Origin of the sequence: Streptomyces sp. ISL-99, from assembly GCF_018614005.1 — a bacterium.
Classification (GTDB): Bacteria; Actinomycetota; Actinomycetes; order Streptomycetales; family Streptomycetaceae; genus Streptomyces; species Streptomyces flavidovirens.
The window spans coordinates 1-26,113 of the sequence record NZ_JAGGPC010000050.1 but is presented as its reverse complement, the minus strand read 5'-3'; the positions used below and the strand labels follow the sequence as shown (position 1 = coordinate 26,113).

The window sequence follows — 26,113 nt, the reverse complement described above, 5'->3', positions numbered from 1 at the left end:
CCACTACGGAGCGGCAACGCGCAAGAATGCTTGCCGCATGGCAACTGTGGCAGTATGGGCCGGTCCGCGCGAGCTTGCAGAACGAGGGGCGGGAACAGGATGGCTGTGGGCCAGAGGCCGGAAAAGCGTGCCACGGTGCGTGTGCGTGACGCCGAGAAGGGCACCGCGGCGGGCGCGGTCGGGGAGCCGGAGCTGCGGCAGCTGCTCGCCGGGCTCACCGCCGTGCGCGACGGTGACTTCGGTACGCGCCTGCCCGCCGACAGTGACGGACTCCTCGGTGAGATCGCCTCGGTCTTCAACGGCATGGTCGACCAGTTGTCGCTGTTCACCTTCGAGGTGACGCGGGTGGCCCGCGAGGTCGGCACCGACGGCAGGCTGGGCGGCCAGGCGCAGGTCCCCGGAGTGGACGGTACGTGGAAGGACCTCACGGACTCCGTCAACGCCATGGCGGGGAATCTCACCACACAGGTGAGAGACATCGCACAGGTGGCGACCGCCGTGGCCAGAGGCGACCTCTCCCAGAAGATCACCGTGGACGCCCGCGGGGAGATCCACGCGCTGAAGAAGACCATCAACACCATGGTCGACGAGCTGTCGTCGTTCGCTGACGAGGTGACGCGGGTGGCCCGCGAGGTCGGCACCGACGGCAGGCTGGGCGGCCAGGCGCAGGTCCCGGGGGTGGGCGGAACCTGGCGGGACCTCACCGATTCGGTGAACTTCATGGCCGGCAACCTCACCGCCCAGGTCCGGTCGATCGCCCAGGTCGCGACCGCCGTCGCCCAGGGCGACCTCACCCGCAAGATCGACGTGGACGCGCGCGGGGAGATCCTCGAACTCAAGACGACCATCAACACCATGGTCGACCAGCTCTCCTCCTTCGCCGCCGAGGTCACCAGGGTCGCCCGCGAGGTCGGCACCGAGGGACGCCTCGGCGGCCAGGCGGACGTCAAGGGCGTCTCGGGCACGTGGAAGGACCTCACCGAGTCCGTGAACGTGATGGGCGACAACCTGACCGCACAGGTGCGGTCCATCGCCCAGGTCACGACCGCCGTCGCCCAGGGCGACCTCTCCCAGAAGATCCGGGTGGACGCGCGCGGGGAGATCCTGGAGCTGAAGGAGACCATCAACACGATGGTCGACCAGCTCTCCGCGTTCGCCGACGAGGTGACCCGAGTGGCCCGCGAGGTCGGCACCGAGGGCAACCTGGGCGGCCAGGCAACCGTGCGCGGCGTCTCGGGCACGTGGAAGGACCTCACCGACAACGTCAACGTCATGGCGTCCAACCTCACCAGCCAGGTGCGGTCCATCGCCCAGGTCGCCACCGCCGTGGCCCGCGGCGACCTCTCGCAGAAGATCACCGTCGAGGCGAAGGGCGAGGTCGCCGCGCTCGCCGGTGTGATCAACACCATGGTGACCACGCTCTCCGCGTTCGCGGACGAGGTGACCCGGGTGGCCCGCGAGGTCGGCACCGAGGGCATCCTCGGCGGCCAGGCGCAGGTGCCGAACGTGGCGGGCACCTGGAAGGACCTGACGGAGAACGTCAACTCCATGGCGAACAACCTCACCGACCAGGTCCGCAACATCGCGCAGGTGACCACCGCCGTGGCGCAGGGCGACCTCACCCGCAAGATCGACGTGGACGCGCGCGGGGAGATCCTCGAACTCAAGACGACCATCAACACCATGGTCGACCAGCTCTCCTCCTTCGCCGCCGAGGTCACCAGGGTGGCCCGCGAGGTCGGCAGCGAGGGACGCCTGGGCGGTCAGGCCGAGGTCGAAGGCGTTTCCGGAACGTGGAAGCGTCTGACGGAGAACGTCAACGAACTGGCGGGCAACCTCACCAGACAGGTGCGCGCCATCGCGGAGGTCACCGGCGCCGTGGCCGAGGGCGACCTCACCCGTTCCATCACGGTGGACGCGTCCGGTGAGGTCTCGGAACTCAAGGACAACATCAACTCCATGGTGGAGTCGCTGCGCGAAACCACCCGGGCCAACCAGGAACAGGACTGGCTCAAGACCAACCTCGCGCGCATGTCCGGGCTGATGCAGGGCAGACGCGACCTCAAGGTCGTGGCCGAGCTCATCATGGACGAACTGACCCCGCTCGTCGGCGCGCAGTACGGCGGCTTCTACCTGGCGCAGGACCACGACGGAGTCAGCGAGCTGGAGCTCATCGGCTCGTACGGTCACCCGGGCGACACCTCGGACCCCGAGCGTCCGGTGCGCTTCCGGTTCGGGCAGTCCCTGGTGGGGCAGGCCGCGCGCAGTCGCCGTACGATCGCGATCGACGACCTGCCGGCCGGTTACATCACGATCTCCTCGGGGCTGGGGTCCACCGACCCCTCCAGCCTGATCGTGCTGCCCATCGTGGTCGAGGGCCAGGTGCTCGGCGTGATCGAACTGGCCTCGGTCACCGCTTTCACCGAGGTGCACCGCGCCTTCCTGGACCAGTTGATGGAGACGGTCGGGGTCAACGTCAACACCATCGTGGCGAACGCCCGTACCGACGAGCTGCTCGGCGAGTCGCAGCGCCTGGCCGCCGAGCTCCAGGCGCGGTCCGGGGAACTCCAGGTGCGCCAGGAGGAGTTGCAGAACTCCAACGCGGAGCTGGAGGAGAAGGCCGCTCTTCTCGCCTCGCAGAACCAGGACATCGAGACGAAGAACCTGGAGATCGAGCAGGCACGCCAGGAACTGGAGGAGCGCGCCCGGCAGTTGTCGCTGGCCTCCAAGTACAAGTCGGAGTTCCTGGCCAACATGAGCCACGAACTGCGCACCCCGCTCAACAGCCTGCTGATCCTGGCCCAGCTCCTGTCGCAGAATCCCACCCGGAACCTCACGCCCAAGCAGGTGGAGTACGCCGGCATCATCCACTCGGCCGGTTCGGACCTTCTGCAGCTCATCAACGACATCCTCGACCTGTCGAAGGTCGAGGCCGGGAAGATGGACGTCAGTCCCGAACGCGTGCCGCTGCGCCGCCTGCTGGACTACGTGGAGGCGACCTTCCGGCCGATGACCGCGCAGAAGGGACTCGACTTCCGTATCAGCGTCGCTCCCGGGGTCCCCACCGACCTGATCACCGACGACTCCCGGCTGCGGCAGATCCTGCGCAACCTGCTGTCCAACGCGGTCAAGTTCACCGAAGAGGGAGCCGTCGAGCTGCGGATCGCTCCGGCGGCCGAGTCGGACCTGCCCGCACGGGTACGCGAGTACGGTCCTGCCCTGTCCATCCGCGTCCTGGACACCGGCATCGGCATCGCCGAGCCGCAGCTCGAAGCGATCTTCGGGGCCTTCCAGCAGGCGGACGGCACCACCAGCCGCAAGTACGGCGGTACTGGTCTGGGGCTGTCCATCAGCCGGGAGATCGCGCACCTTCTCGGCGGAGCCATTCAGGCGAGCAGCACCCTGGGCGAGGGCAGCACGTTCACCCTCCTCCTTCCGGTGGCACGGTTCGAGGAGCGCGAGCCGGCGTCCGGGGACGCGGACGCGCAGCAACAGCCGGCGCTGTCCGCGTCGCCCCACCTCATTCCCGCACAGCGCCGCCTGCTCGTCATAGAGGACAGACCGCGCGGCCTCCTCTCCCTGGTCGCCGAGAGCGCCGTCGCCGAACTGGCCGAGAACCACAGCCTCGTCGATGCCCGCGGCCCGGTGCGGCTGCGCACCGCCGTGGGTCCGGAGGAGGCTGCCGCCGCCCTCGCCGCGGAGCCGTGCCACTGTGTCGTGCTGGGTCTGGACATGCCCGACGGCGCCGCCATGCACCTGCTGGAGGCGCTGAACGGTGACCCGGCCCTGCGTCAGGTCCCGGTCCTCGCCCACCACACGCGCCGCCTGGACCAGCAGCAGGAGCGCCGGCTGCACGAACTCGCCCGGACGAAGCCGCTCGAACTGCTGCCCAGTCTCGACGAGCTGCGTGAGCGCATCGCGCTGCATCTGACGGCCGAGCGGCCGTCCGACGTGCTGCCCCTGGCGCGGTCGGCGGATTCCGATGCGCATGCGGCCGCCCGACCGGGGCAGGACGAGGGGCCGGGCAGCCGGCTGTCGGGGCGGGTGGTCCTGGTCGTCGATGACGACGCCCGCAATGTCTACGCCCTGACCGGGATCCTGGAGACGCACGGCATGGAGGTTCTGCACGCCGACAACGGCCGGAAGGGGCTGGAGGTTCTCGCCCGGCATGATCACATCGAGCTGGTCCTCATGGATGTGATGATGCCCGAGATGGACGGTTACGCCGCGACAGCCGCGATCCGGGCCATGCCCGAGTACGCGGATCTGCCGATCATCGCCGTGACGGCCAAGGCCATGGAGGGCGACCGCGAGAAGAGCCTGGCCGCCGGGGCCAACGACTACATCACCAAGCCGGTCGACGCGGACCTGCTCGTGGCCTGCATGATCCGCTGGCTGAATCGGTGACCGGGGGCAACCAGCGGCTCGACGCGCTCGCCGCCACCGTCGAGCAGTTGCGCAGCGATCTCGCCCTCGCGCAGGAGTCCACCGATGCCCGCGCCCTGATCGGGATCGCCACCGGCATCCTGGTCGAGCGCGGTCACGGCGGCCCGACGGAGGCCGCCCAGCACCTGGAGTCCCTGGCGGAGGCCTCCCGCGTTCCGCTCCTGGAACTGGCGGCCGACGTCGTCAACGCGGCGTCCGGCGACGCCGTCACGGACGTGCTGCCACCGGCCGCGGTGAACGCGGACCCGCACGGCGCTCCGGGGGCGGTGCTGCGGCTGCGGGCCGCGGAAGCCGGCTCCCTGTCCAGCGATCCGCAGTCCGCGGCGGAGGCACTGCTCGACCAGGCGCTCGCCCCGCTCGGCGCCGATTCGCTGGCCCTGTGGGCGGCCGGGCAGGACGGGGCGCTGGTCCTCGCGGGCCACGCCGGGTTCCCGCGCGGGGAGGCCGAACGGTGGAGGTACGTCCCACCCGGCGTCGGCACCCTCGCGCAGCGGGTGCTGACCGAGCGCAAGCCGCGGTGGTACGGCAGCCTGCCCGCCGGCGCGCTCGGCATCGGACAGCGCCGCCGCGGCGGGGCCCGGGCGGTGCTGCCCGCCGAGAGCGCCGGCCGCATCCTCGGCGTGCTGGAAGTGTGCTGGCCGCATCCGCAGCCGCCGCTCACCCCCGCCACCACCCGGCAGCTCGACGCGCTGGCCGACCTGTGCGCGCACACCCTGCCGGGCGCGGACCTCGGCGGACACAACACGGACAGCCACCCCGACGACGCCATGAACGCGCTGGGTGATCTCGCCGACGGGCTTCTCGATCCCGCGCTGGTACTGCGGCCGCTGATCGACGCCCAGGACGCCGTGTCGGACTTCCGCATCGCCCATACGAACGCCCACTTCACCGACCTCGCCGGCCGCCCTCGCAGCACGGTCACCGGCATGAGTCTCCTGGAGGCGTACCCGCTGACCGCCCGCGAGGGCGGCCTGTACGAGCATGTCCAGCGGGTCCACGCCACGGGTGAACCGTTCCGCTCCGAGCGGATGGCCCTCGGTGCGCTGGTGGACGACGTACCGCTCAGCACGGTCGCCTCGGTGGGCATGGCCCGGTTCGGCGACAGCGTTCTGCTGACCTGGCGCGTCGAGAACGAAACGGTGAGGCTGGCCGAACTCCTCCAGCACGCGCAGCGGCTGGGACGTATCGGCGGCTTCGAGGAGAGCGTCGTCAGCCGCCTGGTCATCTGGAACAGCCAGCTGTTCTCCCTCTTCGGGCTGCCGCCCTCCTCCTCCCCCGTCCCGCTCGAACGGCTGCACCGGCACGCCCACCCGGACGACTCGGTGGCCATCGGCCGTTTCCTGCGCACGCTGCTGCATCACCGTCACTCCGCCTCCACCGCGTTCCGGCTGCAGCGGGCGGACGGCGTGGTGCGTCACATCCGTATCGTCGCCGAACCCGTCACCGGACCCGCCGGGCAACTGGTCGCCGTCCGCGGCGCCTACCAGGACGTCTCCTCGCAGCACTGGACCGAGGTCGCCCTGGCCGCCACCCGCGACCGGCTCGCCGACTCGGAGCAGCAGTCCGCCGAACGCAACCGGCTCGCCCTGCAGCTCCAGCAGGCGATCATGCCGCCCTCTCCCCCGGCGGTCGACACGGCCGGGCTGCGCGTCGCCGTGCGGTACCGGCCGGCCGAGGAGGGGCACCTGGTGGGGGGCGACTGGTACGACGCGGTCGTGCTGCCCTCGAACAAGGTGATGCTGGCGGTGGGCGATGTCGCCGGGCACGGCATCAAGGCGGCGACCGGCATGGTCGTACTGCGCAACGCCCTTCGGGGCCTCGCCGCGACCGGGGCCGGACCGGCGCAACTGCTCGGCTGGCTGAACTCCGTGGCGCATCACCTGACCGACCAGGTGACGGCCACGGCGGTCTGCGGCATCTACGACCCCGGGACGCGGCAGTTGCGCTGGGCACGCGCGGGGCACCCTCCGCCCGTTCTGGTCCGCGGTGGCGAGGCCACCGCACTGCCGCTGCCGGGCGGCATCCTGCTCGGGGCCATGCCGGAGGCGCCGTACGAGGAACACCTCGTCACGCTGGAAGCCGACGACCGGTTGCTCATGTACACCGACGGGCTGATCGAGCGTCGCGACCTTTCGGTGCAGCAGTCACTGGAACACCTTTTGTCCATCGCCCAGGAGCCGGCCCCGGAACTCGACAAGTACCTGGACCGGCTGCTGACGCACAGCCGTTCGGACACTGATGACGACACGTGTCTGATCGGAGTGCACTTGAGATAACTCCAAACCCATTATTGTCACTTCACATACGCAAGGCAGGAAATATGTCCCCAGAGCCTGAAAACCTGAACGTCGAAGTCACGATCCACGATGCGGACACGGCGATCCTTGCGGTCGGCGGCGAGCTGGACCTCGACACCGCGACGCTGCTTCACACGCATCTGGCCAATCAGATCCATCACGGGCGCCTTCATCTCGTACTCGACCTGTCGCGGCTGGAGTTCATGGACTCGTCGGGGCTCAACACCGTCATCAAGGCAGCACGTGAGACGCGTCAGGCCAACGGAAATCTGTACCTCGCCGCCGCCACCCCCACGGTCCACCGGCTCCTGGAGATCACGGGCATGAGCGCGGCCACGCCGATCCATTCGAGTGTCGACGACGCCCTGAAGGCCGCGAGCTCCGCTTCGGACTCCACGGGGGAAGCGTCGTAGCTCCGTACGCGTCGCGCGCCGGCCGCGCGCGTGGTGCGGCCGCGGACCGGAGGACGGTGTCTCCCCGGTCCGCGGCCCGTTCAGGGGCCATCCGGTCTCAGCAGTAGAGGTTCGAACCGGTGGGGACGCCCAGGATCCGGGTGAACTGCTGGTACTTGCTGACGCGGCTCTGGACCTGCGCCGGGTTCTTTCCGTCGCACTCCAGCGAGCCGTTGACCGAGCGGATGGTGTGGCCGAAGCCGGCCTGGCTGACCATGGCGTTGTGCCCGGTCATCGTGCCGGGGCCGTTCTGGGTGTTCCAGTACCAAAGGCCCGTCTTCCAGGCCACGGCGGCCTCGTTCTGGACACGCCACGGGTTGTTGAGCAGGTCGATGCCGAGAGCGTCGCCCGCGGCCTTGTAGTTGAAGTTCCAGCTGAGCTGGATGGGACCGCGCCCGTAGTACGCCGCCTGACCGGCCGGGCAGCCGTAGGGCCGGCTCCAGTCGCAGTAGTGCGGGTAGTTGGCCTGGTTCTGCTCCACGATGTGGACCAGTCCGCCGGTCTCGTGGCTGACGTTCGCGAGGAAGGCCGCGGCCTCCTGCTTCTTCACCGTGTCGCTGCCGGTGTTCGCGAAGGCCGGATAGGCGCTCAGGGCCGCGGTGAGGCCGCTGTAGGAGTAGAAGGAATTCCTGTTCGGGAACATCTGGTTGAACTGCGACTCGCTGACCACGAAGCCGGACGGGGCCGGGGTGCCGCCGCCGCAGGTGTACGGATTCCAGTACCAGGTGCTGACGGTCGGGTCGTAACCCGGGTTGTCGTGCTCGGCCATGTAATACGCGCCGTTGTATCTGACAACGTTGCCAGTCCTGTAGGAGGCACCTTGCTGCCAGTTCGGCGCGGTGTCGCAGACGGTCGCCGCGGACGCGGCAGACGCGGAGGGCGTCAGCGTCACGATGAGACCTGTGGCGACGAGGAACGCCGCCAGCAGGGCCATGAGGCGTGTTCTCAGCACTCGATCACTCCTTTGAGCGCAACGGCCCTGCCGGAGGACGCAGTTGAGCTCCGGGTGCGGCCGCGTGGGGGGGCTTGGGCCACACTCAAGCGCCATGTCATGATCACGTCAAGGTATAGACCAATGCGTGAAGGATTCCGGCGCCCGGCAGGGCTTTTACGACGCAGACGCAGGAGGCCCGGATGCGAAGGACGTGTGCACGGCTCCCGCGTGCGCGGCGTTGCCTTGCCGGTCCGTCAGAACGCATTCGGCCGGCGAGCCGGTGAAGTAGTCGGCGTCCTTGGGGCGTTTGAGAGCGGTGCCCTGGGGGCGGCGGGCCGGTTCGAGGTGGGGTATGTGCTTGGAACAGTGGATGTAGGCCTCGACGACGGTGATGTGAACCCAGAATTCGGGCTGTCGTCCCGGGGCCGTGTCGACCGGTATCCCGGGGTGGGCTGCCCGGAGTTCCCGCTCGCCCAGCAGCTCGGCCGATCCGTTGATGTGCAGTCCGATGTGATGCTGGGTGAAGTCCACGAACAGCAGCCCCGCATGAGGGTTCTCTGTGATGTTGCCGGCGCTGGCCATGACGCCGTTCCCGCGGTACTCGGGGTAGGCGAGGGTGTGATCGTCCAGGACCGTGACGAATCCCGGCGGGCCGGCCCGGAAGCTGGCGTCGCAGTGTCCACGGGCGTCCGCTGTGGAGAGGAAGACCATCGACTGACGGCTGATGAACTCCCGCATGGCCGCCGTGAGATGCGGTCGGACCTGTCGGTCGTAGAAGGCGTCGGCGCGGTCCGCGGTGCCGAGACGGTCTTGCAGGATGCGCTCCCCGAGGGAGGGCGTGGCGTCGTGGCTGTTCACAGTTGTTCGCTCTCGGGCTGGTGTCGGGAAGGTGCGAGGGGTGCGGTCAGGACGGGATCGCTCAGCGGGTCGTGGTGAATGCGGGCCGCCGGCACCCCGTCGTTCCGCAGGATCCGGGCGGCCGCGGTGACCATGCCGGGCGGCCCGCACAAGAAGGCCTCATGCTGCCCCCAGGGCCCGAATTCGCGCAACACCTGCGGCAGGGTCCCCTCGCGCCCCGGGATGTGCTGATGCGAGACGGCGGCTCGTACGGAGAGCCAGTAGTGGCGCTGGGCCATCCGGAGCATGCCGTCCAGCCCGTAGAGCTCTTCCGCGGTGCGGGCGCCCACGAAGAGGTCGACGTAACGTCGCATGTCGCTGCGGGCCGCCTCCTCCAGGAGGGCGCGGATCGGCGCGAGGCCGGTTCCGCCCGCGACGCAGACCAGGTCGCGGTCGCCGGCGGCGGCCAGCGTCATGCCGCCCTGTGGCGGTCCCAGCGTGACGATGTCGCCGACGGCCGCGCGATGGACCAGGGCGTTGCTGACCCGGCCGCCGGGCACGGCACGGATGTGGAAGGTGAGCGTGGAGTCCGCGCGGGGGGCGTTGGCGGGTGAGTACTGGCGCCAGGCCTTGCGATGCCAGGGCGTCTGCATGCTCACGTACTGGCCTGCCTCGTACGAATAGGGAGCATCCGGCTGGACCGTGATCTCGGCGATGCCGTGGCCGCGGTGCTGGTGCCGGACGATCTGCGCCGCCCAGGTGGCGGGGCGCAGGCGGGTGTCGTCCGCGGCGGCCAGGATCATCACCCGCGCCGCGGTGGTGTAGGCGCGGGTCCAGGCGGCTTCGACGTCCGGGGTCCACGCGGCACCGGCGTAGCGGGCCAGGGAGGCCAGAAGGCACTCGCCGACGGCGGGGTAATGAGCTTCGAGTGCCCCGAACTTCCGGTGGTCGCGGCCCAGAAGGGTGCAGAAACGTACGAGATTTTCCGGATCGTCCACCAGGTCGACGATGCGCAGCAGGCCGCGCAGCAGCCTGTCGCGCTGTCCGTCCATGTTGTCCGGGAAAAGCTCTCTGACCTGCGGGTAACGGGCGAAGAGAATGGTGTAGAAGTAGACGGTCAGGTCCGCTGCGTGTGGTTCGACTACCGCCAGACCGGCGCGTACGAGCGAGATTTCGCGGGCGGTCAGCGGTGCGGGCGCCATTCCGGGGGCTGAGGCATCCGTGGGAGTGGGCAAGTCCGCTGAGGACCTCTCCGGTGGCATCGAACGTGCACGCAAGGAACTTGTCGCAATCGCAGAAGGGCCCGGCCTCTGTCTTGGCCGGGGCAGGGATGTGGTGGTCCGGGGCCGAGCACGTGATACAGGCAGGCCCCTTCCTGAGCGGCAGCGGTTACCGCACTCCGTGACAACTCCTTCCCGCAGGTCCGGTGAGGATACTCAGGTGCCGCACCGCGCAGCGGATCCGGTCACTGAGAGCGCCCGTGCACGCGTATGCGTACGGCCGAGGTGATCGTCTGGCACCGGGTGCGTGCCGCATCATGTGCCGCATGGGCGACATATCCGACCCGGAAACCCGGTTCTCATGGCCTTGGCTTCGGGGCTGATCACCTCACTTCGGGTGCCTCGCTGAACCTGCTGGGTGAACCCGTAAAGGATCTGCGGCGGAGCCTCCGGTAACGTCACAAGTTATGAGCCATCCGCATCCCGAACTGAAAGCCGCTCCTCCCCTGCCCGACGGAGGGCTGAGGGTCGTCGCCCTCGGCGGCCTCGGGGAGATCGGCCGCAACATGACCGTCTTTGAGTACGCGGGCAAACTGCTCATCGTCGACTGCGGCGTACTGTTTCCCGAGGAGACCCAGCCCGGGGTCGACGTGATCCTTCCCGACTTCACGTCGATCCGGGACCGCCTGGACGATGTCGTGGGGATCGTGCTGACCCACGGCCACGAAGACCACATCGGCGGCGTTCCGTACCTGCTCCGCGAGCGGTCGGACATTCCTGTCGTCGGCTCGAAGCTGACGCTGGCCTTCCTCGAAGCCAAGCTCAAGGAGCACGGCATCAGGCCGCGCACCGTACGGGTACGCGAGGGCGACCGGCGGAAGCTCGGCCCCTTCGACTGCGAGTTCGTGGCGGTCAACCACTCCATCCCGGACAGCCTCGCGATCGCGATCCGCACGGGTGCCGGAATGGTGCTGCACACCGGTGACTTCAAGATGGACCAGTTCCCGCTGGACGACCGGATCACCGACCTGCGCGCTTTCGCCCGGCTCGGCGAGGAGGGTGTCGACCTGTTCCTCACCGACTCGACCAACGCCGAGGTCCCCGGCTTCACCACGTCCGAGCGCGATCTGAACCCCGCGATCGAGCAGGTCATGCGCACCGCGCCGCGGCGGGTCATCGTCTCCAGCTTCGCCAGCCACGTGCACCGCATCCAGCAGGTGCTGGACGCGGCTCACCAGCACGGCCGCAAGGTCGCCTTCGTGGGCCGGTCGATGGTCCGCAACATGGGCATCGCCCGAGAGCTGGGTTACCTGAAGGTCCCGTCCGGCCTGATCGTGAGCCTGCGGGAACTGGAGAAGCTTCCGGACAGCAAGATCACCTTGGTGTGCACCGGTTCCCAGGGCGAGCCGATGGCCGCGCTGTCGAGGATGGCCAACCGTGACCACATGATCCGCATCGGGAAGGGCGACACCGTACTGCTCGCCAGCTCCCTGATCCCGGGCAATGAGAACGCCATCTACCGGGTGATCAACGGTCTGACCCGGTGGGGCGCCCACGTGGTCCACAAGGGCAACGCCAAGGTGCACGTCTCCGGACACGCCAGCGCCGGTGAACTCGTCTACTGCTACAACATCGTCAAGCCCCGGCACGTCATGCCCGTACACGGCGAGTGGCGCCACCTGCGGGCCAACGGTGACCTGGCCATCCGTACCGGGGTCGACCCCGACCACGTGATCATCGCCGAGGACGGCGTCGTCGTCGACCTCGTCAAGGGGCGCGCCTCCATCACGGGCAAGGTGCCGGCCGGTTACGTCTACGTGGACGGCATGACGGTCGGTGGCGCGACGGAGGCGTCGCTCAAGGACCGCCTCACCCTGGCGGAGGAAGGCGTCGTCACCGTCGTCGCGATCGTCGACGCCGACACGGGAGCACTCGCCGAGACGCCCGACTTCCTGGCCCGCGGCTTCGTCCATGACGACGCCACCTTCGAGCCGGTCATCCCGGTGATCGAAAAGGTCCTGGCCACCGCGGCCGAGGAAGGCGTCGGAGACGCCCACCAGCTCGAACAGCTCATCGCCCGCGCCGTGGCGTCCTGGGCGTTCCGGACCCACCGCCGCAAGCCGCTCATCATCCCGGTCATCATCGACGCCTGACGCAGGAGCCCGGCGGCGCCGCGCCCTGGCCCGGCGCCGCCGGGCGGCGGCCGGCGCCCCCGGGCGCGCCGGCCCGGCACGAGAACCCGGAAAGGTGAATTGATGGGTGCGCGTTTCGAGGAGCTCGACTGGCGCCCGACACCGCTGGGTGAGATCAGCCTGCGGCGCCGGCGCGATCCGGCTTCGGGCACCGATGTGTACGAGGTGAAGCTCGGTGACGAGTTCTTGATGTCCAGCCTCTTCACGGCGGGCGAGAAGGCGCTCACCCGGCTCGGGCTGGCGGGGCTGCCGGACACCGCACTGGACGTCGCCGTGGGCGGCCTCGGTCTCGGATACACCGCCCAGGCAGCGCTCGACGACCCGCGCGTGCGCTCGCTGATCGTGATCGACGCGCTCGGGGAAGTCATCGACTGGCACGAGCGGGGTCTGGTACCGCTGGGTGCTCGCCTGGCGTCGGACTCCCGTTGCCGTCTGATCCACGGCGATTTCTTCGCGATGACCGGCGATCCCCATGGCCTGGATCCCGGGCAGCCGGATCGCCGCTTCCACGCCATCCTGCTGGACGTCGACCATTCGCCGCGCCATGTCCTGCACCCACGCCACGCAGCGCTCTACCGGCCCGCCGGACTGCGCGCGCTCGCGAGCCGTCTCCACCCCTGGGGAGTCTTCGCCCTGTGGTCGAACGACCCGCCGGACGAACAGTTCAACTCCGTACTCGGGGAAGTCTTCGCGGAATCAGAAGCCCACGTCGTCGACTTTCCCAATCCCCTGCAAGGGGGGACCTCGTCCAACACCGTCTATGTGGCAAGGAGTCACACCGGCAGCCCGTGATCCCCGTTCGGATTCGTCCGGTCGGCCCACCGGCCCTGCGCGCGGCACCGTCCGTTTTTACGCTGGTCCAATGATCACCAGGTCCACTGTTCGCGGGGTTCTTTCCGGTGCGGTGTTCACTCTCGCAGCCCCGGCCCTCCTGCAGCCACCGGCCGCAGCCGCCGTACTCAACGATCCGCTGCCGCCGCCGCGGCCCGCGTCCGTCAGCAAGGCCCTCCTGCACCGGCCGGGCACCCACGTGCGCCTCCAGCCCGGGGCGCCCGCCCTCCCGCGAGGAGTGTCCGCCCTGTCGTGGCTGGTGGCGGACGTCGGTACGGGCGACGTGCTCGCCGCCCACGACGCGCACCGGCGCCTGCCGCCGGCCAGCACCATCAAGACCCTCTTCGCCATCACCGCCCTCCCCCGCCTTTCCGGCAGGGCGCTGCATACGGTCACCGACAGCGAGCTCGCCGCGGTGGGCGAGGGCAGCAGCGTGGTGGGGGTGTCCCCGGGACGCACGTACCGGACCGCGGATCTGTGGCGTGGGGTCTTCCTGAGCTCCGGCAACGACGCCGTGCACGTACTGGCGAAGATGAACGGGGGCTGGAAGGCCACGGCGGCGCAGATGCAGGCCAAGGCCCGTTCCTTGGGCGCACTGGACACCCATGTGGTCTCCCCGGACGGCTACGACGCTCCGGGCCAGGTTTCCTCCGCGTTCGACCTGGCTGTCTTCGGGCGGTCCGGTCTCGCGGATCCGCAGTTCGCCCGGTACGCGGCGACGGCCGACACGCGCTTCCCCGGTGGCACGCGCAGCGATGGAAGTCCTACGTGGACGTTCCGGATCCGCAACACCAACCGGCTGCTGACCGGCACCGACGGGGTGAGGCGGTACCCCGGCATCATCGGCCTGAAGAACGGCTACACCTCCCGCGCGGGGCACACCCTGATCGCCGCCGCCGAGCGCGACGGCCGCCGCCTGCTGGTGACGGTGATGAACCCTCAGCGGGGCGGTGGCCGCGCCGTGTACGAAGAGGCCCGCTCCCTGCTCGACTGGGGCTTCGCCGCCGTGGGACGGGTCCACCCGGTCGGATCGCTGAAGCCGCCCGCCGTACGCCAGGACCCGCAGACCGCGCCGGTCCCGGCCGCGCAGGCCGCCGCGCTGCGGCGGGGCGAGCCCGGAACGGGCAGCGCGTATTCCTGGCTGGGCGCGCTCATCGGCGCGGCGTGCCTCACGGCGGGCGTCATCATGTGGACGCGGGGCGGCCACCGTCAGCAGGCGCACGCGGGCCGGTTCGCGTGGGCTCTGGGGCCGGTCCGGGCTCTTACGCGGCGGGGACCGCCGCGTACGCCCCGGCGTCCTCCGTCGCAACCCGGTCCACCGTGAGACGACCACCCCCGTGGGGGGCCGACCACGACCATTACGGCGATTTCTGAGGGGTGCTGATGCCCGTAGGCAAGGGCGTCCTGGCGGATTAATCGGATGCGGGCGCGGGGCGTGACCCGTACGGTCGACGCCTGTGGAAACGCTCAGTGAGAAACACATCCGCTCGTCCTTCGTGAACTGCACCAAGGGCGAGGCGGCCCGCCTGAAACTCCCCCTCGACTTCGCCGAACTGCCCTGGGAGGACCTGGACTTCCTCGGCTGGGTCGACCCGGGCGCGCCGCTGCGGGCGCACCTCGTCCTGTCGCGGCCGGACGGGCCGCTCGGGATCACCCTGCGGGTGCCCGGCGCGACCCGCACCAGCGCCGTGAAGTCCAGCCTGTGCCAGCTCTGCCTCACCGGGCACGCTTCCTCCGGCGTCTCCCTTCTCGCGGCGCCCCTGGCGGGCGCCCGGGGCCGCGCGGGCAACACCGTCGGAATCTACGTCTGCGCCGACCTCGCCTGCTCCCTGTACGTACGGGGCAAGCGGCAGCCCAAGCTGCGCAGTGGCCGGTACGAGGAGAGCCTGAACCTGGAGGAGCGGATCGCCCGCACGCTCGGCAACCTGGACGCCTTCGTGGCGAAGGTGACGCAGGGCTAGCGAGGGTCTCTACCGTGCGTCGGCCTGCTCCTGCTCGATCGTGAACGCGCTTCCGGTGTGGGACAGCCGCAGCAGCCTGACCAGCGCGCGCGGGACGGCGCACAGCCGCAGATCGGTTCCGTGGGCCCTGGCCACGCGGGCGGCGGCCAGCAGCGCGTTCAGCCCCGAGCAGTCGCAGAAGGTCAGGCCGCCGCAATCGATCAGGACCTGCCGGTGACCGGCCACGGCGGCCTGGACGGCTTCCCTGAGATCGGGCGCGCTCGCGACGTCGAGTTCCCCCGCCACGGTGATCCGGCAGCTGTCGGGCCCCGTGGCGTGGACGCCGACCTGGATCGTGTCGTTCACGGCGGCCCCCTTTGCATGCGATGCGCACACGGGATGGACGGGCTTCACCCAGGGAACCCCTTGACCGGACATTCTGTCCACCCGCTGGTACGTCTTGACAAGCGTGGCGGGGCGTTCTATCCAGGTTTTGTAGAGGATTCCTCCATATCCGCAGGTCAGAGCGGGGGAGGTGAGCGCAGTGGCAGGGCCCCAGTCGTCCGGTCGGCGACGCGACCATTACGCGGTCCTCGGCGTGGAGCCGACCGCTTCGGCCGGGCAGATCACCTCGGCGTACCGCAGGCTCGTGCGCGCGCTGCACCCCGACGCCCATCCGGACAGGCCGGCGGCGGACAGCCGGTTCGCCGACGTCGTGGTTGCCTACGGCATCCTGCACGATCCTGTCCGCCGCGCGGCGTACGACTCCCAGCTGGGTCTGGGCGGGCCGAGGCGGCCGCAGGGGCGCCAGGTCCCGGCCGGCGTCTCGGTCCCGCTCACGGTGCGCGTGACGCCGCGCCCGGTTCCGTCCCGTCGCGACGTGCCGCTGTGGGCGGGCCCCACGCGGGTGCGTCCGGTGTACGACCGGCCCGGTCCGCCGCGGCTGAACCTGGCCGCCGACCGGTACCTGCTGTGGCAGTGGAGCGCAGGGTGAGGAGAAGGCAATGGCACGTGCAGTGGGTATTGACCTTGGTACGACGAACTCCGTGGTCTGCGTGCTGGAGGGTGGCGAGCCCACGGTCATCACCAACACCGAGGGCGCCCGGACCACGCCTTCGGTCGTCGGTTTCGCGAAGAGCGGCGATGTGCTGGTGGGTGAGATCGCCAAACGGCAGGCCGTGACCAACATCGAGCGCACCGCCCGGTCGGTCAAGCGCCACATGGGCGAGGCGCAATGGCGTTTCCCGGACAGCGGGGACATCGACGGCAAGCGCTACACCGCGCAGGAGATCTCCGCGCGCGTACTGCAGAAGCTCAAGCGCGACGCGGAGGCGTACCTGGGCGAGGACGTGACGGACGCCGTCATCACCGTTCCGGCGTACTTCAACGACTCCCAGCGCACCGCGACCAAGGAGGCCGGGGAGATCGCGGGCCTGAAGGTGCTGCGGATCATCAACGAGCCGACGGCCGCGGCGCTCGCCTACGGCCTGGACAAGGAGAACGACCAGACCATCCTCGTGTTCGACCTCGGTGGCGGCACCTTCGACGTGTCGCTGCTGGAGATCGGCGAGGGTGTGGTCGAGGTGAAGGCCACCAACGGCGACACGCACCTGGGCGGGGACGACTGGGACCAGCGGATCGTGGATCACCTGGCCAAGCAGTTCAAGAACGCGTACGGCATCGACCTCTCCAAGGACAAGATGGCCACGCAGCGGCTGCGGGAGGCCTCCGAGCGGGCCAAGATCGAGCTGTCGGCCGCGACCGAGACCAACATCAACCTGCCCTACCTGAGCGCGTCGGCCGAGGGGCCGCTGCACCTGGACGAGAAGCTCACACGCTCGCAGTTCCAGCAGCTGACCGCCGATCTCCTGGAGCGGTGCAAGGCGCCGTTCCACAACGCGGTCAAGGACGCGAAGATCAAGCTTGCCGACATCAACCATGTGATCCTCGTCGGCGGCTCGACCCGTATGCCTGCGGTGACCGAGCTGGTCAAGGAGCTCACCGGCAAGGACCCGCACAAGGGCGTCAACCCGGACGAGGTCGTGGCCATCGGCGCCACCCTGCAGGCCGGTGTCCTCAAGGGTGAGGTCAAGGACGTCCTGCTCCTCGATGTCACGCCGCTTTCGCTCGGTATCGAGACCAAGGGCGGCATCATGACGAAGCTCATCGAGCGCAACACGACGATCCCGACCAAGCGTTCCGAAGTCTTCACGACGGCCGAGGACAACCAGCCGTCGGTGCAGATCCAGGTCTTCCAGGGCGAGCGCGAGATCGCGGCGTACAACAAGAAGCTCGGCATGTTCGAGCTGACGGGTCTGCCGCCGGCCCCGCGGGGTGTCCCGCAGATCGAGGTCGCGTTCGACATCGACGCCAACGGCATCATGCATGTGACCGCCAAGGACCTCGGCACCGGCAAGGAGCAGCGGATGACCGTCACCGGTGGTTCCGCGCTGCCGAAGGACGACATCGAGCGGATGGTCCGCGACGCCGAGCAGTACGCGGAGGAGGACCACAGGCGCCGCGAGGCCGCCGAGGCGCGCAACCAGGCCGAGCAGCTCGTCTACCAGACGGAGAAGTTCCTCAAGGACAACGAGGACAAGGTTCCGGGTGACGTGAAGTCCGAGGTCGAGACCGCCATCACTGAGCTGAAGGAAAAGCTCAAGGGTGAGGACACCGCCGAGATCCGTACGGCTACGGAGAAGGTCGCGGCCGTCTCCCAGAAGCTCGGCCAGGCCATGTACGCCGATGCGCAGGCGCAGGCGCAGGCCCAGGGTTCCGGTGGGGCCACGGGCGGCGCGGGTGAGAGCGGGTCGCGCGCGGAGAGCGAAGAGGAAGTCGTGGACGCGGAGATCGTCGATGACGACAAGCAGCAGGGAGGCGCGGGATGAACCGCCCGACCGACGGTGGCGGCCCCCGTCGCGGGCCGTCGCTGGAGATCGTCCGGGACGGGCGACGGAGCGGTGGCTCCCCGGCCACGTTTCCGGCCCGTGCCGACCGGCGGGAGGAGCGGACCGAGCGGGCCGCCGGGGCGCCGACCGGCCGCGGCGGGACCGACGCGCCTGAGCCGTCCCGCCAGGAGTCGCCCGGCGCGGAACTGCGTGAACGCACGGCCGACCTGCAACGGCTGAAGGCGGAGTACGACAACTACCGCAAGCGGGTACGCCGTGACCGGCTGGCGGTCCGCGAGATCGCCGTGGCCAACGTGCTCGGCAAACTCCTGCCGGTGCTCGACGCCGTCACCGAGGCGACCGGGCAGGGCGAGGTGACCGGCGGCTTCGAGCGCGTCGCCGAGGAGCTGCGGTCGGAACTGGCGGCCCTGGGTCTGGAGTCGTTCGGGACAGTGGGCGACTCCTTCGATCCGTTCGTGCACGAGGCCGTCTCGTACCGCTGTACCGATGCGGTCGAGCGCCCGACCTGCACCGAGATCCTGCGGCCCGGATACCGGGTCGGCGACCACCTCCTGCGGCCCGCCCAGGTGGCGGTCGCCGAACCGCCGGCCGGCCTGCGGGAAGCCGGAGGGACGGAGGGATGAGGGTGTGAGCCATGGCCCGGCTGCCGTCGGTGACGTCCGCCTGGGTGGTCGAGCGCCCGGGCCCGATCGCGTCGGCACCGCTGCGGCTGGTCGAGCGCGAGGTTCGCGAACCGGGCCCGTACGAACTGCTGGCGCGCGTGCGCGCCTGCGGGGTGTGCCGGACGGACCTGCACTTGGCGGAAGGCGACCTGGTCCCGCGCAGGACGCACTGCGCGCCGGGCCATGAGGTGGTCGGCGAGGTGGTCGCTCACGGGGCCGCCGTCCAGGACTTCCGCGTCGGCGACCGGTTGGGGGCCGCCTGGCTGGCGGGTACCTGCGGGCAGTGCCGCTTCTGCCGTACCGGACGGGAGAACCTGTGCCACGACTCGCGCTACACCGGCTGGGACATCGACGGCGGATTCGCCGGCCACGTCGTCGTGGACGCCCGGTTCGCCTACCGGCTCCCCGAAGGGTGGAGCGACGAGGAAGCCGCACCCCTGCTGTGTGCGGGGATCATCGGCTACCGGGCACTTCAACGGGCGGACCTGCCGCCCGGCGGAAGGCTCGGCATCTACGGATTCGGTGCCTCGGCGCACCTGACCGCCCAACTCGCCGTCGCGCGGGGGGCCGAGGTCCACGTCGTCACCCGCTCACCGGCGGCGCGGCGGCTCGCGCTCGAACTGGGCGCGGCGTCCGCCGGAACCGACGCGCCGGACGAGCCGCTGGACTCGGCGATCCTGTTCGCACCGGCCGGTGAGCTGGTACCGGTGGCGTTGGCGGCGCTGGACCGGGGCGGCACACTCGCGATCGCCGGTATTCACCTGAGCACCGTCCCGCCGCTCGTGTACGACCGGCACCTGTTCCAGGAGCGGACCGTACGCAGCGTCACCGCCAACACCCGCGAGGACGGCCGGGCGTACCTCACCGAAGTGACGCGGCTACGCCCGGCGGTGCGGGTGACCAGCTATCCGATGCGGCTGGCGGACCGGGCGCTGGGTGACCTGGCGGCGGGGCGGATCACCGGGGTGGCCGTGCTCGTCGCGCGGTGACCGACTGCGCCACCCGGTGCATCTTGCCGGGCGGCTCAGGAGACCTGCGTGACGGCGGGGTACCCCTTTGCGCATGGCTGGTATCGAACTCAGGAGTTCCGCGTTCAACGACGGTGCGTTCATCCCGCGCCGCTACGCCAAGGAGGGCGAGGACGTCTCCCCCGATCTGTCCTGGTCCGGGGTGCCGGAGGGCACTTCAGAGCTGCTGTTGCTGTGTGAGGACCCCGACGCGCCGACGGGAACCTTCGTCCACTGGCTCGTCACGGGCATCGACCCTTCGAGCAGCGGCGTGGAGGCGGGGCAGACGCCGCAGGGCGGACAGGCCCGGATGAACGGATTCGGCGAGTCGGGCTGGGGAGGGCCGCTCCCTCCTCCCGGTGACGAGGCGCATCGGTACTTCTTCCGGGTCTACGCGCTCCCGGAACCCGCCGATCTGGCGGACGACGCGAGCGCCGCGCAGGTGCACTCGGCAGTGGACAAGCAGCAACTGGCCGGCGGCACCCTGGTCGGCCTCTACCACCGCTGAGGTCACGCGTCCTGGCGGCATCTCCGGCCACCTGGCGGACAGCGCTGATCACGTACCCTGAGCCGGGGCGCCGGCCGACACGCTCGCTTGACCGGCGCCTCCTCTCGTCAGCAACGTCAGGATGGAAAGAGCCCCATGGGAATGCTGGTTGTCATCGCGGGCATCGCCTGCATAGTGATCTTCGGCGTCGTCCTCGCAGTGATCCTGAGCGGTCGCAGCCGTAAGAGCGGTGGCCCGGCGCCGGTCAACTGGGGTTACGCCAACCACCCGAACCAACCCGCGCCGTACCCGGTGCCGCCGGGCCAGGCCTATCCCCCGGCGCAGCCGAACCAGCCCCCGTACAACCCGAATCCGTACCCGCAGCAGCCTCCCTACCAGGGACGCTGATGACGGCAACGGCTCGTGCGAGCGTGTAGAGGGACGGGCGGCCCCGGTGGGAGAATTGGGCCGTGAGCCAGGCCCTCGTGACGCTCGCGCTGAGCGGCGACGTCATGCCGGGACGGGGTGTCGACCAGATCCTTCCGCACCCCGGTGACCCGGCGCTGCGCGAGGGGTACATCCGGGACGCCCGCGATTACGTCGCGCTGGCGGAGGCCGCCAACGGCCGCGTTCCCGGGCCCGTGGACCACACCTGGCCCTGGGGCGCGGCGCTGGGTGTGATGGCGGCCGTAGCGCCCGATGCCCGGATCATCAATCTGGAAACGAGCATCACGACGAGCGACGACTTCGCCCCCGGCAAGGCCGTGAACTACCGGATGCACCCGCGCAACGTGCCGTGTCTGACCGCGGCGCGGCCCGATGTGTGCGCGCTCGCGAACAACCACGTACTGGACTTCGGGCGCCGCGGCCTGGAGGAGACGCTGGACGTCCTGCGCGCCGCCGGGCTCAGGCCCGCCGGCGCGGGGCGGGACGCGGCCGAGGCGCGGCGGCCGGTGGCGGTCGCCACGAAAAGCGGCGGGCGAGTGGTGGTGCTGTCGTGCGGGACGGCGTCCAGCGGGATTCCGTCGTGGTGGGCCGCGACGGAGGACCGGCCGGGCGTCGATTTCGTACCCGATCTGTCGGTCCGCAGCGCGGACGCCCTCGTACGGCGGCTGCGGGCGGTGCGGCGGGACGGTGATCTGCTGGTCGTCTCGATCCACTGGGGGTCGAACTGGGGGTACGCGGTGCCGCCGGCCCAGACCGCCTTCGCACGGCGGCTCGTCGACGGCGGCGTGGACGTCGTGCACGGCCACTCCTCGCACCATCCGCGCCCGGTCGAGGTCTACCGGGGCCGGCTCGTCCTGTACGGCTGCGGAGACCTGATCGACGACTACGAGGGCATCACGGGGTACGAGCGCTACCGCGACGACCTGCGGCTGCTGTACTTCCCGTCGCTCGACGCGCGTACGGGCGAACTGACCGGTCTGCGGATCGCCCCCCTGCGGGCCCGGCGGATGACGCTGCACCGCGCGTCGGCGGCGGACGCCGACTGGCTGTGCGAGACCCTGACCAGGGCGGGGCATGTTTTCGGTACGGCGGTGGAGCCCGCGCCCGGTCCCGACGGCTTTCTCGCACTCCGCTGGTCCGGGCACGTCGTACGACGGCGTACGGCCTCGTAGGCCACGCGGACGGCGGTTGCTGGGCCACGACCGCGCTGAATCGCTTGCGCACGTCCCGTGTGATCCGGTCAGGACGTCGGCGCGTCCAGCTTCGGCTTCCGCTTCACCTCGGTCACCTTCACGTCCTCCGTCTGCGAAGCCCCGAACGCCTCGGCGATCACCCCGCTGCTGGTGCCGGTGACCTCCAGAGCCAAGTGGCTGCCCATCACGCGCAGGTCGAGCCTTGCCCGGGGCGCGCCCGCATGGTCCGGCACCCGGTGAATCCGCGACGCCGGGTAGTCGAGGTCCGTCAGCTTCCTTTGCATCGCCCGGTAGCCGGTCGTCTTCGTGTTCTGGAACGCCTCACTGACGCGCTGTGCGTGCTCGTCGCCGGTGCACTTCTCGATACCGGTCAACGGCACCTCCTTGACCGGCTTGGGCCCGGTGAAGTCAGGGGTCGGCTCCGACGCCGCGGGGTCATCCAGGGGAACCGGGATGCCTCCCTCGGCGTTCGGAACACCCGGCGGGGTCTCGCCCGGCCCGTACGCCGGTGTGGGCGCGTCCTCCCAGCCCGGCAGAGCATCCGGCGGGGTTGTCGCCGGCACGGTGCTGCCCGCGGGGGTCTGACCGGTGGTGGCGTTCTGATCTCAACTCAGGCACGAGATCCGGCCCCAATGGAACGGGCACCCCTCCGCGGACCGTCTTGGCGGACAGTAATGAACTCCCTCCATTGCCGGCGCGTACTGACATGCGTACAGCGGTGGCTGATCAGCAACGAGGAGCGCCATGCGACCGTTCATATTGGACTACGCCCAGCGGAACGAAGGGCCGGACGCCCCGGTCCCCTACGCTTACAACAGCGCCGCCCAGCTCAACTTACTGCCGGACGGGCGTCCCGCCATCAGTGACCGGGAGCTGCTGCTGGCCATCAGCACCACCACGTCCACGGCCGGCTCCCAGACGCATTTCGACGACTGACCGGCCTGGCGACGCCGATGACTGTACTGATCCTGACATGCCATCAGGACGTCACGACCGACATGGTGGTGGCCAAGCTGCACGAACAGGGCGTACCACTGGTGCGCCTGGATCCGGCTGATCTGCCCGGGGAAGCCGGTCTGTCGGCCGAGTACGTCAGTGGCGACTTCCACTGTTACCTGTCGGCGGACGGGCGCATGGTCAGCTCCAAGTCCCTGCGCTCCATCTGGGTGCGACGGCCCGGCGAGCCCGCGGCACACGCCCCGGAGCCGTCGCGGTGGCTCTCGGCCGAGACCGGGCAGGCCCTGTACGGGGCGCTCTGCTCCACCACGGCACGCTGGATGAACCATCCCCGCCAGGCGGACCAGGCCCGGCTCAAGCCCTGGCAGTTGCGGTTCGCCCACCGGAGCGGCTTCGCCGTGCCGCCCACCGTCATCACGACCTTCCCGCGGGTGGCGGAGCAGTTCGCGGGCCAGTACGGGAAGGTCGTGGTGAAGTCCCTCTCCGGGCCGCCGCGCGGTGAGCCCTCGATCGCCCTGCCGACCGCACTCGTCGAGCCCGGTACGGACTTCGCCGGTGTCGCGGGCGGCCCCACGCTGCTTCAGCGGTACGTGCCCAAACGGGCCGACATCAGGCTGACGTGCGTCGGCGGCCGGATGTTCGCCGCCCGGAAGGTCTCCGCGTCCGGGCAGGTCGACGGGCGCTACGGCGACACCGGTCATGCGTGGGAGCCCGCCGTCGTACCCGACCGCATCGCGCGGGCAGTTCACGACTACACCGGGCTGGCAGGTCTCGCGTACGCGGCTTTCGACTTCGCCGAGGACGCCGAGGACGTGTGGTGGTTCCTGGAGTGCAACCAGGGCGGCCAGTTCGGCTTCGTGGAGCTGGAGACCGGCCAGCCCATCGCGGAGACGGTGGCGTCCTGGCTGGCGCAGGAACCGCGCGGGCCGGCGTGAACAGGGGGCTGCCGCATCGCGTAGTAGGGGGCGGCAGGCCGACCGTAACGTAGAGAGAAGGGGCGAGCGTCTGTGATGCGTCGAACAGGACCCGAACCGTGGGTGCCGCCGCGCCGGGCTTCCGGCGGCAGCCGCCGGTTCCGCATCGATTACCCGCGTCAGGGGCGTCGCGGACTGTTACGGCTGGTCCCGTCGTGGCGGCAGTTGCTGGGGGTCGCGCTGATCTGCTGCGGTACGGTCGCCGCCCTGGTCGGCTATGTCTACTCCACCGTGCACATCGCGGACGTGAACGCCGCCGCGCGAGCGGAAGCCAATGTCTATTACTGGGCCGACGGCACACAAATGGTCAGCGTCGGGGCGGTCAACCGCCAGAACATTCCCCTGTCCGACATTCCGCCCTCCCTTCAGAACGCCGTGATCGCGGCGGAGAACGCCGACTTCTACAGTGACCCCGGGTTCTCCGTCGGCGGCGTGGGCCGGGCCGTGGTGAACATGGCCCGCGGAGGGGAGGTCCAGGGCGGGTCGACCATCACACAGCAGTATGTGAAGAACACGTACCTGACGCCGGAGCAGACCGTGGACCGCAAGCTGCGTGAGCTGTGCCTGGCGGTCAAGCTGTCCCGGTCCCTGTCCAAGCAGGAAATTCTCCAGGGATATCTCAACACCAGCTGGTTCGGCCGCAACGCCTACGGAGTGCAGGCCGCCGCGGTGGCCTATTACGGCATGGACGCCAGGGAGCTCGATCCCGGCCGCAGCGCGCTGCTTGCCGCGCTGCTCAAGGGAGCGCAGCAGTACGATCCTTCGCTGAGTGAGGCCAACCACCGCCGGGCGGAGGCCCGTTGGCGTTACGTCCTGGACCGGCAGGTGGAGCTCGGGCACATGTCGCGCCAGGAGCGGGCGAAGTACACCGTCTTCCCGGAACCGCGCCGGCAGTCCGTGTCCACCAGCCTGTCGGGGCAGACCGGTTACCTGGTGGATGTGGCGAACAAGTACATCGAGAAACGTACCGGGCTGACCGCCGGGGAACTCGGCCGCGGCGGATACCGGATTCGCACCACCTTCGACCGGACCAAGGTGGAGCAACTGCGGCAGACCGTGGAGAGGGTCACGGCGCAGAGCCTGGACCCGGAACGCCGGATCACCGACCGGGACGTCCAGGTCGGCGCCGCGTCGGTACGCCCGGGCGACGGGGCGGTGCTGGCGCTGTACGGCGGCCCTGACGCGACCGAACACTTCACCAACAACGCGGACACGACGGGAGTGCCGGTGGGTTCGGCCTTCAAACCGTTCGTCCTGGCGGCGGCTCTTCAGCACGGTGTCCGTTCGGCCGGCGCGGCCGCGCCACGGCTGCCGGTGACGTCCGACAGCTTCTACGACCGCGGCGGCGTCCTGACACCCGGGACACCGTTGCTGCCGCCGGAGCGGGCGGGTACCGGCACCAGCGGGTTCGCGGACGGCGTCCTGCCCTTCGCCACCGGTCTTCCCACCCTGCGCGAGTCGCTGGTCCTGGGCGGCGAGAGTGTGTACAGCCGCCTCGGTGAGGACGTCGGACTGGCGAGGGTTCGCGATCTCGCCGTCGGTACGGGCCTGTTGCCACAGAGCATGGCGCCCCTGGAGCGGCGCTTCTCCGTCGGCACGTCCACCCCGAGCGCCATCCGGATGGCCGACGCGTACGCCACCTTCGCCGAAGACGGCCGGCGTACGGACCCGTACTCGGTCACCACGGTCACCTACCGGGGCACACGGCTGGAGGGACTGGAACCGCCGCCCGGCAGGCAGGTGCTGGACGCGGAGGTGGCCCGCGAGGTCTCCCGCGCGATGCGGGACGTGGCCGTGGACGCCCTGGCACCGGACACCCTGCGCGCGGTGGCGCCGGTGGCCGCGGGCCGCACCGGCGACGACGACCGCCTGCCGGCCGCCTGGTTCGTCGGCTACACCGAAGAGCTGTCGACCGCCGTGACCGTCTTCAGGAACAAACCGGGTAAGGGCGGCCTGCTCCCGTTGGCCGGGGTGGGCGGCGTCGGCGCGTCCGGGCAGGAGCGGGGCGACTTCCTGCCGCTGCGGGTGTGGTCGTCGTACATGACAGCGACCCTGCCGGGACCGGGCGGCGGAGGCTTCGGAAGGCCCGCCGACCTCCGGTAAGGGGCTCTGCCCGGCCGGCGGCGGACCACCGTCGGCCGCGTACGGCGCAGGGGCCGGCGTCCGAGATGGGATGCTGTTGGTTAATTCGGGCCTGTGCGTGACGTCGGCCTTCAAGACCCGGTTGTGGTCTTGAAGGCCGACGTTGTCGTGTGGGGTGGGTGCGGATGTCGATGCAGCCGAAGGGGTCCGGGGAGATCCCGGCGGAGACGGTGCGGGTGACGCGGG

Annotated in this window: 22 protein-coding genes; 17 read left to right on the top strand and 5 right to left on the bottom strand. The window is 70.1% G+C overall.

What is annotated here, in order from left to right; all coding sequences use genetic code 11:
- Window positions 1-135: 135 nt before the first annotated feature.
- The 3 genes from J7E91_RS28690 to J7E91_RS28680 are packed head-to-tail and all read left to right on the top strand — an operon-like array spanning window position 136 to window position 7,156.
- Complete coding sequence (locus J7E91_RS28690) at window positions 136-4,407, top strand: HAMP domain-containing protein (protein WP_374224791.1); 4,272 nt, start codon at window positions 136-138, stop codon at window positions 4,405-4,407.
- On the top strand, window positions 4,404-6,722 hold the full coding sequence (locus J7E91_RS28685) for a SpoIIE family protein phosphatase (protein WP_214909545.1): 2,319 nt from the start codon (window positions 4,404-4,406) through the stop codon (window positions 6,720-6,722). Before J7E91_RS28690 ends, J7E91_RS28685 begins: the two co-directional genes overlap by 4 nt.
- Before the next feature lie 44 nt (window positions 6,723-6,766).
- Window positions 6,767-7,156 carry an STAS domain-containing protein gene (locus tag J7E91_RS28680; protein ID WP_214909544.1) on the top strand — a complete coding sequence of 130 codons (390 nt, stop codon included), beginning with the start codon at window positions 6,767-6,769 and terminating at the stop codon, window positions 7,154-7,156.
- 97 nt (window positions 7,157-7,253) lie between these two features.
- On the opposite strand, the gene J7E91_RS28675 is transcribed toward J7E91_RS28680, so the two are convergent.
- The 3 genes from J7E91_RS28675 to J7E91_RS28665 all read right to left on the bottom strand — a co-directional run bounded on the left by J7E91_RS28675 (window position 7,254) and on the right by J7E91_RS28665 (window position 10,168).
- Window positions 7,254-8,147, bottom strand: a complete 894-nt coding sequence (locus J7E91_RS28675; RefSeq protein WP_308377413.1) for a glycoside hydrolase family 19 protein — start codon at window positions 8,145-8,147, stop codon at window positions 7,254-7,256.
- A 156-nt stretch (window positions 8,148-8,303) separates the two neighbouring features.
- Window positions 8,304-8,987, bottom strand: a complete 684-nt coding sequence (locus J7E91_RS28670) for a pyridoxamine 5'-phosphate oxidase family protein (protein ID WP_214909543.1) — start codon at window positions 8,985-8,987, stop codon at window positions 8,304-8,306.
- On the bottom strand, window positions 8,984-10,168 hold the full coding sequence (locus tag J7E91_RS28665; protein WP_214909542.1) for a globin domain-containing protein: 1,185 nt from the start codon (window positions 10,166-10,168) through the stop codon (window positions 8,984-8,986). The genes J7E91_RS28670 and J7E91_RS28665 overlap by 4 nt, the downstream gene beginning before the upstream one ends.
- Window positions 10,169-10,653: 485 nt before the next feature.
- Between J7E91_RS28665 and J7E91_RS28660 the strand changes: the two genes are divergently transcribed.
- From J7E91_RS28660 to J7E91_RS28645, 4 genes are all read left to right on the top strand, one after another.
- Complete coding sequence (locus tag J7E91_RS28660; RefSeq protein WP_214909541.1) at window positions 10,654-12,339, top strand: ribonuclease J; 1,686 nt, start codon at window positions 10,654-10,656, stop codon at window positions 12,337-12,339.
- A gap of 102 nt (window positions 12,340-12,441) precedes the next feature.
- Entirely contained in the window at window positions 12,442-13,170 is a 729-nt protein-coding gene (locus J7E91_RS28655) for a spermidine synthase (RefSeq protein WP_214909539.1), read from the top strand.
- 70 nt (window positions 13,171-13,240) lie between these two features.
- Window positions 13,241-14,533: a D-alanyl-D-alanine carboxypeptidase family protein gene (locus J7E91_RS28650; RefSeq protein WP_214909537.1), complete on the top strand. Its 1,293-nt coding sequence runs from the start codon at window positions 13,241-13,243 to the stop codon at window positions 14,531-14,533.
- A 133-nt stretch (window positions 14,534-14,666) separates the two neighbouring features.
- Window positions 14,667-15,170, top strand: a complete 504-nt coding sequence (locus J7E91_RS28645) for an FBP domain-containing protein (protein WP_214909535.1) — start codon at window positions 14,667-14,669, stop codon at window positions 15,168-15,170.
- A 9-nt stretch (window positions 15,171-15,179) separates the two neighbouring features.
- Here J7E91_RS28645 and J7E91_RS28640 read toward each other — a convergent pair whose 3' ends face one another.
- A complete protein-coding gene (locus J7E91_RS28640; protein ID WP_308377411.1) occupies window positions 15,180-15,515 on the bottom strand; it encodes an STAS domain-containing protein in 336 nt (111 codons plus the stop codon).
- A gap of 178 nt (window positions 15,516-15,693) precedes the next feature.
- Between J7E91_RS28640 and J7E91_RS28635 the strand changes: the two genes are divergently transcribed.
- The 7 genes from J7E91_RS28635 (at window position 15,694) to J7E91_RS28605 (ending at window position 21,833) form a co-directional block, all read left to right on the top strand.
- Entirely contained in the window at window positions 15,694-16,143 is a 450-nt protein-coding gene (locus J7E91_RS28635) for a J domain-containing protein (RefSeq protein ID WP_214909532.1), read from the top strand.
- 10 nt (window positions 16,144-16,153) lie between these two features.
- On the top strand, window positions 16,154-18,037 hold the full coding sequence (gene dnaK, locus J7E91_RS28630) for a molecular chaperone DnaK (protein ID WP_214909531.1): 1,884 nt from the start codon (window positions 16,154-16,156) through the stop codon (window positions 18,035-18,037).
- A complete protein-coding gene (gene grpE, locus J7E91_RS28625) occupies window positions 18,034-18,681 on the top strand; it encodes a nucleotide exchange factor GrpE (protein ID WP_214909530.1) in 648 nt (215 codons plus the stop codon). The genes dnaK and grpE overlap by 4 nt, the downstream gene beginning before the upstream one ends.
- 11 nt (window positions 18,682-18,692) lie before the next feature.
- The gene (locus J7E91_RS28620; RefSeq protein ID WP_214909529.1) at window positions 18,693-19,709 is read left to right on the top strand and encodes a zinc-dependent alcohol dehydrogenase family protein; all 1,017 of its coding nucleotides are present in this window, start codon (window positions 18,693-18,695) and stop codon (window positions 19,707-19,709) included.
- A gap of 73 nt (window positions 19,710-19,782) precedes the next feature.
- Window positions 19,783-20,235 carry a YbhB/YbcL family Raf kinase inhibitor-like protein gene (locus tag J7E91_RS28615; RefSeq protein WP_214909528.1) on the top strand — a complete coding sequence of 151 codons (453 nt, stop codon included), beginning with the start codon at window positions 19,783-19,785 and terminating at the stop codon, window positions 20,233-20,235.
- Between the two features lie 135 nt (window positions 20,236-20,370).
- On the top strand, window positions 20,371-20,622 hold the full coding sequence (locus J7E91_RS28610) for a hypothetical protein (RefSeq protein WP_214909527.1): 252 nt from the start codon (window positions 20,371-20,373) through the stop codon (window positions 20,620-20,622).
- A 62-nt stretch (window positions 20,623-20,684) separates the two neighbouring features.
- Window positions 20,685-21,833: a CapA family protein gene (locus J7E91_RS28605; RefSeq protein ID WP_214909525.1), complete on the top strand. Its 1,149-nt coding sequence runs from the start codon at window positions 20,685-20,687 to the stop codon at window positions 21,831-21,833.
- A 68-nt stretch (window positions 21,834-21,901) separates the two neighbouring features.
- On the opposite strand, the gene J7E91_RS28600 is transcribed toward J7E91_RS28605, so the two are convergent.
- Complete coding sequence (locus J7E91_RS28600; RefSeq protein WP_214909522.1) at window positions 21,902-22,417, bottom strand: hypothetical protein; 516 nt, start codon at window positions 22,415-22,417, stop codon at window positions 21,902-21,904.
- Window positions 22,418-22,598: 181 nt separating this feature from the next.
- Between J7E91_RS28600 and tgmA the strand changes: the two genes are divergently transcribed.
- The 3 genes from tgmA (at window position 22,599) to J7E91_RS28585 (ending at window position 25,888) form a co-directional block, all read left to right on the top strand.
- Window positions 22,599-22,790 (top strand): putative ATP-grasp-modified RiPP, encoded by a 192-nt coding sequence (tgmA, locus tag J7E91_RS28595; RefSeq protein WP_214909520.1) that lies wholly within the window; start codon window positions 22,599-22,601, stop codon window positions 22,788-22,790.
- Between the two features lie 17 nt (window positions 22,791-22,807).
- Window positions 22,808-23,746 carry an ATP-grasp ribosomal peptide maturase gene (gene tgmB, locus J7E91_RS28590; protein WP_214909519.1) on the top strand — a complete coding sequence of 313 codons (939 nt, stop codon included), beginning with the start codon at window positions 22,808-22,810 and terminating at the stop codon, window positions 23,744-23,746.
- A 75-nt stretch (window positions 23,747-23,821) separates the two neighbouring features.
- Window positions 23,822-25,888 carry a transglycosylase domain-containing protein gene (locus J7E91_RS28585; protein ID WP_214909518.1) on the top strand — a complete coding sequence of 689 codons (2,067 nt, stop codon included), beginning with the start codon at window positions 23,822-23,824 and terminating at the stop codon, window positions 25,886-25,888.
- Window positions 25,889-26,113: the final 225 nt, after the last annotated feature.